This is a genomic window from Microbacterium sp. (genome assembly GCF_029263575.1).
Lineage (GTDB): Bacteria > Actinomycetota > Actinomycetes > Actinomycetales > Microbacteriaceae > Microbacterium.
Genome location: NZ_JAJUFV010000184.1, coordinates 1 through 5,341 on the forward strand (window position 1 = coordinate 1; position 5,341 = coordinate 5,341).

The 5,341-nt window shown below is 67.8% G+C and carries 6 protein-coding genes; 1 reads left to right on the top strand and 5 read right to left on the bottom strand.

The window, feature by feature from the left end:
• On the bottom strand, positions 1-465 hold a 465-nt coding region (locus Q1J95_RS14150; protein WP_300268674.1), incomplete at its 3' end, for a helix-turn-helix domain-containing protein.
• Between the two features lie 100 nt (positions 466-565).
• Between Q1J95_RS14150 and Q1J95_RS14155 the strand changes: the two genes are divergently transcribed.
• Positions 566-1,312, top strand: coding sequence for an SDR family NAD(P)-dependent oxidoreductase (locus Q1J95_RS14155; RefSeq protein ID WP_300268676.1), 747 nt, complete (start codon positions 566-568; stop codon positions 1,310-1,312).
• Between the two features lie 60 nt (positions 1,313-1,372).
• Here Q1J95_RS14155 and Q1J95_RS14160 read toward each other — a convergent pair whose 3' ends face one another.
• The 4 genes from Q1J95_RS14160 to Q1J95_RS14175 form a co-directional block, all read right to left on the bottom strand.
• Positions 1,373-3,046: a SulP family inorganic anion transporter gene (locus Q1J95_RS14160; protein ID WP_300268684.1), complete on the bottom strand. Its 1,674-nt coding sequence runs from the start codon at positions 3,044-3,046 to the stop codon at positions 1,373-1,375.
• Between the two features lie 2 nt (positions 3,047-3,048).
• Complete coding sequence (locus Q1J95_RS14165; protein WP_300268677.1) at positions 3,049-3,462, bottom strand: metalloregulator ArsR/SmtB family transcription factor; 414 nt, start codon at positions 3,460-3,462, stop codon at positions 3,049-3,051.
• Between the two features lie 119 nt (positions 3,463-3,581).
• Positions 3,582-3,770, bottom strand: coding sequence for a hypothetical protein (locus tag Q1J95_RS14170; RefSeq protein ID WP_300268680.1), 189 nt, complete (start codon positions 3,768-3,770; stop codon positions 3,582-3,584).
• Positions 3,770-5,341, bottom strand: a 1,572-nt coding sequence (locus Q1J95_RS14175; RefSeq protein WP_300268682.1) for an AIR synthase-related protein, incomplete at its 5' end; no start/stop codon positions are given. The genes Q1J95_RS14170 and Q1J95_RS14175, both read right to left, overlap by 1 nt.

Consider the following 5,341-nt stretch of genomic DNA (forward strand, 5'->3'; position numbering starts at 1 on the left):
CCAGCGATATGCCTCGTAGCGCTCGAAACCGCTGGCGCCGACGTTGTCGCCGAAGAGCGCCGTCGCCAGGGCATTCTGCACCAGCGTCTCGCCGAGAGTCGAGATGATCAGGGCAGGGGTGTCGTGCAGCCGGTCGAACACTCGCTGCAGGGGCGGGGCGACATGTTCAGACGGCGTGATCCGGTCGGGCACCGCGTGCCCGGCGGAGCGGTACAGGTAGTCGCGCTCGTCAGCGGTGAGGCGAAGCGCCCGGGCGAGGGACGCGAGCATCTGCGTGCTCGGCTGTGGCCCGCGCTGCTGTTCGAGTCGGGTGTAGTAGTCGGTCGACATGAGGGCGAGGTGCGCGACCTCTTCACGGCGAAGCCCCGGCGCGCGTCGGCGCACACCCGCCGACAGCCCGACGTCTCCGGGTTGCAGCTGTTCCCGGCGTCGACGCAGGAAGATGGCGAGTGCTTCACGATCCATCCCTCCATCATGCGCCCATGATCGAGCGGTATCCAGGGACTGCCGCTCCCCCGACAACCGCTCTCTGCCGCCGATCGCGTGCCGAGCCGACACTCGGATCATGAACATCAACGGAAACACCATCTTCATCCCCGGCGCGACCAGCGGCATCGGCCTCGCGCTCGCGCTGCGTCTGCACGATGCCGGTAACACGGTCATCGTCGGTGGACGCCGCACCGAGCTTCTCGCCGAGATCGCTTCCCAGCATCCGGAGATCGGCACGATCCGAATCGACACGACGGATGCCGAGTCCATCGCCGCCGCGACGAAAGAGGTCATCGCGCGGCATCCCGACCTCAACGTGCTCGTCCCGATGGCCGGGATCATGCGCATCGAAGACTGGACGAAGCCGGGCAGCTTCCTCGAGGACGCCGAGGCCGTGGTGACGACGAACCTGCTCGGTCCGATCCGGTTGATCTCGGCGTTCGTCGAGCACCTGCTCGCACAGCCGGATGCCACGATCATGACCGTCTCCTCGGGGTTGGCTTTCGCGCCGCTGCGCGTCACTCCGACCTACAACGCGACGAAGGCGGCCATCCACCTGCTCAGCGAGTCGCTGCGCCTGCAGTTCACCGGGACGAACGTGAGCGTGGTCGAGATCGTGCCGCCGTCGGTGCGGAGTGAGTTGATGCCGGGCCATCAGGACGATCCATCCGCCATGCCGCTAGACGAGTACATCGACGAGACGATGAACATTCTCCAGACGCAGCCGGATGTGACCGAGGTGCAGGTCGAGCGCGTGAAGTTCCTGCGTTACGGCGAGGTGCGCGGAGACCAGGCGCAGGTCATCGCGGCGCTGAACGGGTAGGCGCGCGGCCGTCGGCGCTGCGCGCCTGCCGCCGTGACGGCCGCGCACCGTCGCCCCGCGTCAGTGCCCGGCGGATGCCTCGTGACCCTCTTCGCGTGCGACGTGGCTGCGCGCGTGCGCGACGGCTCCGTTTAGCGTGGTGAAGAGGTGGCGATGATGGCGCAGCGAGGTCAGGACACCGATCGTGCGGAAGAGGTCTTCATGCACGGGCTGCACGCCTTTGATGAGCACCGTGACGCCGCGTCGTTCGAGAGACTGCACGATGTCCTGCAGGGCATGAGCGCCGCTCGCATCGACGTGCTCGAGCGTCGACATGCGCAGAATGACGACGGTCACACCTCTCATACGGGTGACCTCGGCGAACACGCGCTCGGCGGATGCGAAGATCAGCGGCCCGTCGATGCGCACGACCGCGATGTGCTCATCGCCCGTGCGCGGCGGCCCGGCGATCTCTTCGCGGTGCACTCCTGTGCCGCGCGAGAGGTTGTGGATGGCGAAGACCCCCGCGAACACGATGCCGATCACGACGGCGATGATGAGGTCGAAGGTGACGGTGACGATCGTGGTCACGATGAAGGCCGCGGCATCCGATCGAGCCGACTTCAGAATCGATCGCGCCGTCGCCTTGTGCACCATGCGGTATGCGGTGAGCATGAGCACGCCGGCGAGCCCGGCGAGAGGGATCATACCCACAGGTCCCGAGAGCACGAGCACGAACACGAGCAGGACGACGGCGTGCACGACCGAGGCGAGGCGGGTGCGGCCACCGGAGCGAATGTTCACGGCGGTGCGCGCGATGGCACCGGTCGCGGGCATCCCGCCGAAGAGACCGGAGCCGATGGACGCGATGCCCTGACCGACCAGCTCTCGATCCGGGTCGTAAGGACCGGTGTCGCCAAGCGATGAGGCAACGCGCGCCGAGAGCAGCGATTCGATTGCCGCGAGTGCCGCGATGGTGAGGGCCGGGCCGAGCAGCGGCACCATGCCGCCGAGCGTCAGCGTCGGAAATACCGGCATGGGCAGTCCGTCGGGCAGCGTGCCGATGACGGCGAGAGGGCTGTCGATGACGAGGCACATGACCGTCACGACTCCGATGCCGACGAGAGATCCGGGGATGCCATGATGCAGTCGCTGCGCGAGAAGCATGCAGGCGATCACGATGAGGGCGGCGCCGACGGCCCAGGGCACGTACGTCCAATCGGCGGCACTGACCGCCTGGACGGCGGCGACCAGCGCGTTGGAACTGTGGCTTGCGGCATCCGCCGGTCCGCCGACGGTGAGCGACGGCACCTGCTGCAAGAAGATGATGACCGCGATGCCGAGGGTGAACCCCTCGATCACCGGCCACGGAATGATGCCGACCGCCCGACCGAGGCGCAAAGCGCCGGCCGCGAGCACGATGACTCCTGCCAGGATGCTCACCAGGGCGACCGTCCCGACGCCGTGCGAGGCGACAATCGGCAGCAGCACGACGACCATCGCGCCGGTGGGGCCGGAGACCTGCACGTTCGATCCGCCGAAGATCGCGGCCAGCACGCCGGCGATGATCGCGGTGATGAGACCGGCCTCGGCGCTCACGCCCGAGCTCACACCGAACCCGAGAGCGAGGGGCAGTGCGACGATTCCGACGGTGAGGCCTCCGATGAGGTCTCCCCGCCAGGTGCGGCGGAGATCGCGGTAGTCGGCGCGCGACGGAAGCAGACCGCGCACGTAGGCGGAGGCGCCGGCGGGCATCGTCACGACTCCGCCTCCAACGGGGCTTGTGTCGACGCGTGTGCCGGAGCGGGCGTGGCGGGCGCGAGCGCGGGCAGCGCGTTCGCCTCGGCGACGCGTTCGCCGTCCGAGCGGACGATCTCGAGGAGCAGCGCTCTGGCGACCGCGAGCATCTCTGCTGTGCGATGGTCGGCCAGGCGATAGTAGACGTGGCTCGCGCGCCGCTCGGATACGACGAGCCGGTGCCGGCGGAGCACGGACAGGTGCTGCGACAGGTGCGAGGCTTCGAGCCCGGTCGCTTCGCCGAGTCGCGCGACGCTCACTTCATCGGCATCCGAGAGCAGTTCGAGAACGCGGATGCGGAAAGGATGAGCCAACCCCTTGAAGAGGTTGGCCTTCATCTCATATAGCGGAAGGTGGGCATGACTGAATGGCATGATGAAACGATCATATCGAAAGCGCTTACACTCGTGATCGCCGCGAAACGAGTCCGACGATCGACAGCCGAGTGGGCGGGTCGAGGGAAGGTCGTCGTCACGCCCTGAGCGCCTATCGCTTAACCGAAGAGCAGACTCAGCACGGTCGATCCGCCGCCGATGAGGATGAGCGATGCGATCGTCACCCAGGCGATGATGCGCATGTGCCGGGTGCGGCGCTCGCCGAGGCGTCCGTAGTCTTCATCGCCCGAGCCGGTGCCGAATGTGGCCGGCGGGGCGGGGCGATTGTGGCGCTCGACGTCACTCATCAGGGGGCGGGCTCCGTGACGGTCGCGCCGAAGGCTGCCGGCAGGGTCGCCTGCGAGCGCTCGCGCAGTTCGGATGCTGAGACCGTGAACAGCCCGGTCACCTCGAGGTCGGCCACTGTGTCGGTCACGCCGATCCGCAGCACCGGGTAGCCCCGGCCTTCGCAGAGCCCCTGAAACTTCACGTCGTCCTCACGCGGCACTGTGACGATGACGCGGCCGGTCGATTCCGAGAACAGAGCGGATGCTGCATCCACCCCATCGCGTTCCATCAGCTCGGTCAGCCACACGCGGGCGCCGACGCCGAAGCGCATGACGCCCTCGGCGAGAGCCTGGGCGAGCCCACCCTCGGACACGTCGTGCGCCGATGAGATCAGCCACTCGTCACGGGCCGCGGCGAGCAGCCCGGCGAGGCGCTTCTCTCCTGCCAGGTCGACCTTCGGCGGCAGCCCGCCGAGGTGCTGGTGCACGGTCTCGGCCCAGGCCGAACCCGACAGCTCGGTCGAGGTCGTGCCGAGCAGGTAGATGTTCTGCCCCTCGTCCTGCCAGCCGGACGGGATGCGGCGCGAGACATCGTCGATGATGCCCATCACGCCCACCAGCGGCGTCGGGTGGATCGGGGTGTCACCGGTCTGGTTGTAGAACGAGACATTGCCTCCCGTGACCGGCACGCCCAGTTCGTAGCATCCGTCGGCGAGGCCGTCGATGGTCTGCCCGAACTGCCACATGACCTCGGGGTTCTCGGGCGAGCCGAAGTTCAGGCAGTCGGTGATCGCCGTTGGCTCAGCGCCGGTGACGGCGACGTTGCGGTACGCCTCGGCCAGCGCCAGCTGCGCGCCCGCGTACGGGTCGAGCTGGCAGTACCGGCCGTTCGCGTCGGTCGAGATTGCGAATCCGAGACCCGATTCTTCATCGACGCGGATCATGCCGGCGTCATCGGGGAACGACAGCGCCGTGTTGCCGAGCACGTAATAGTCGTACTGGTTCGTGATCCAGCTCGTGTCGGCGAGGTTCGGGGAGCCGACCAGCGACAGGAACTGCTCGCGAAGGACGGACGGCTCGGACGAGCGGGGCAGCAGCTCAGCGGCATCCGCCTGGAGCGCGTCGATCCACGTCGGGTAGGCGACGGGGCGGTCATAGACCGGGCCGTCGACCGCGACCGTCGACGGATCGACGTCGACGATGCGCTCACCTTGCCAGTCGATGACGAGGCGTCCGTCGCCGGTGACCTCGCCGAGCACGCTCGTCTCGACGTCCCACTTCTTCACGACCTCGAGGAAGGCGTCGAGCTTCTCGGGCGCGACGATCGCCATCATGCGCTCCTGCGACTCAGACATGAGGATCTCTTCAGCCGTCAGCGAAGGATCGCGCAGCAGAACGTTGTCGAGCGATACGTGCATGCCGCTGTTGCCGTTGGCGGCGAGCTCGCTGGTCGCGCACGAGATTCCGGCCGCGCCGAGGTCTTGGATGGCCTCGACGAGCTCGCCGTGGTACAGCTCGAGGCAGCACTCGATGAGCACCTTCTCGGCGAAGGGGTCGCCGACCTGCACGGCGGGGCGCTTGGTCGGGCCGCC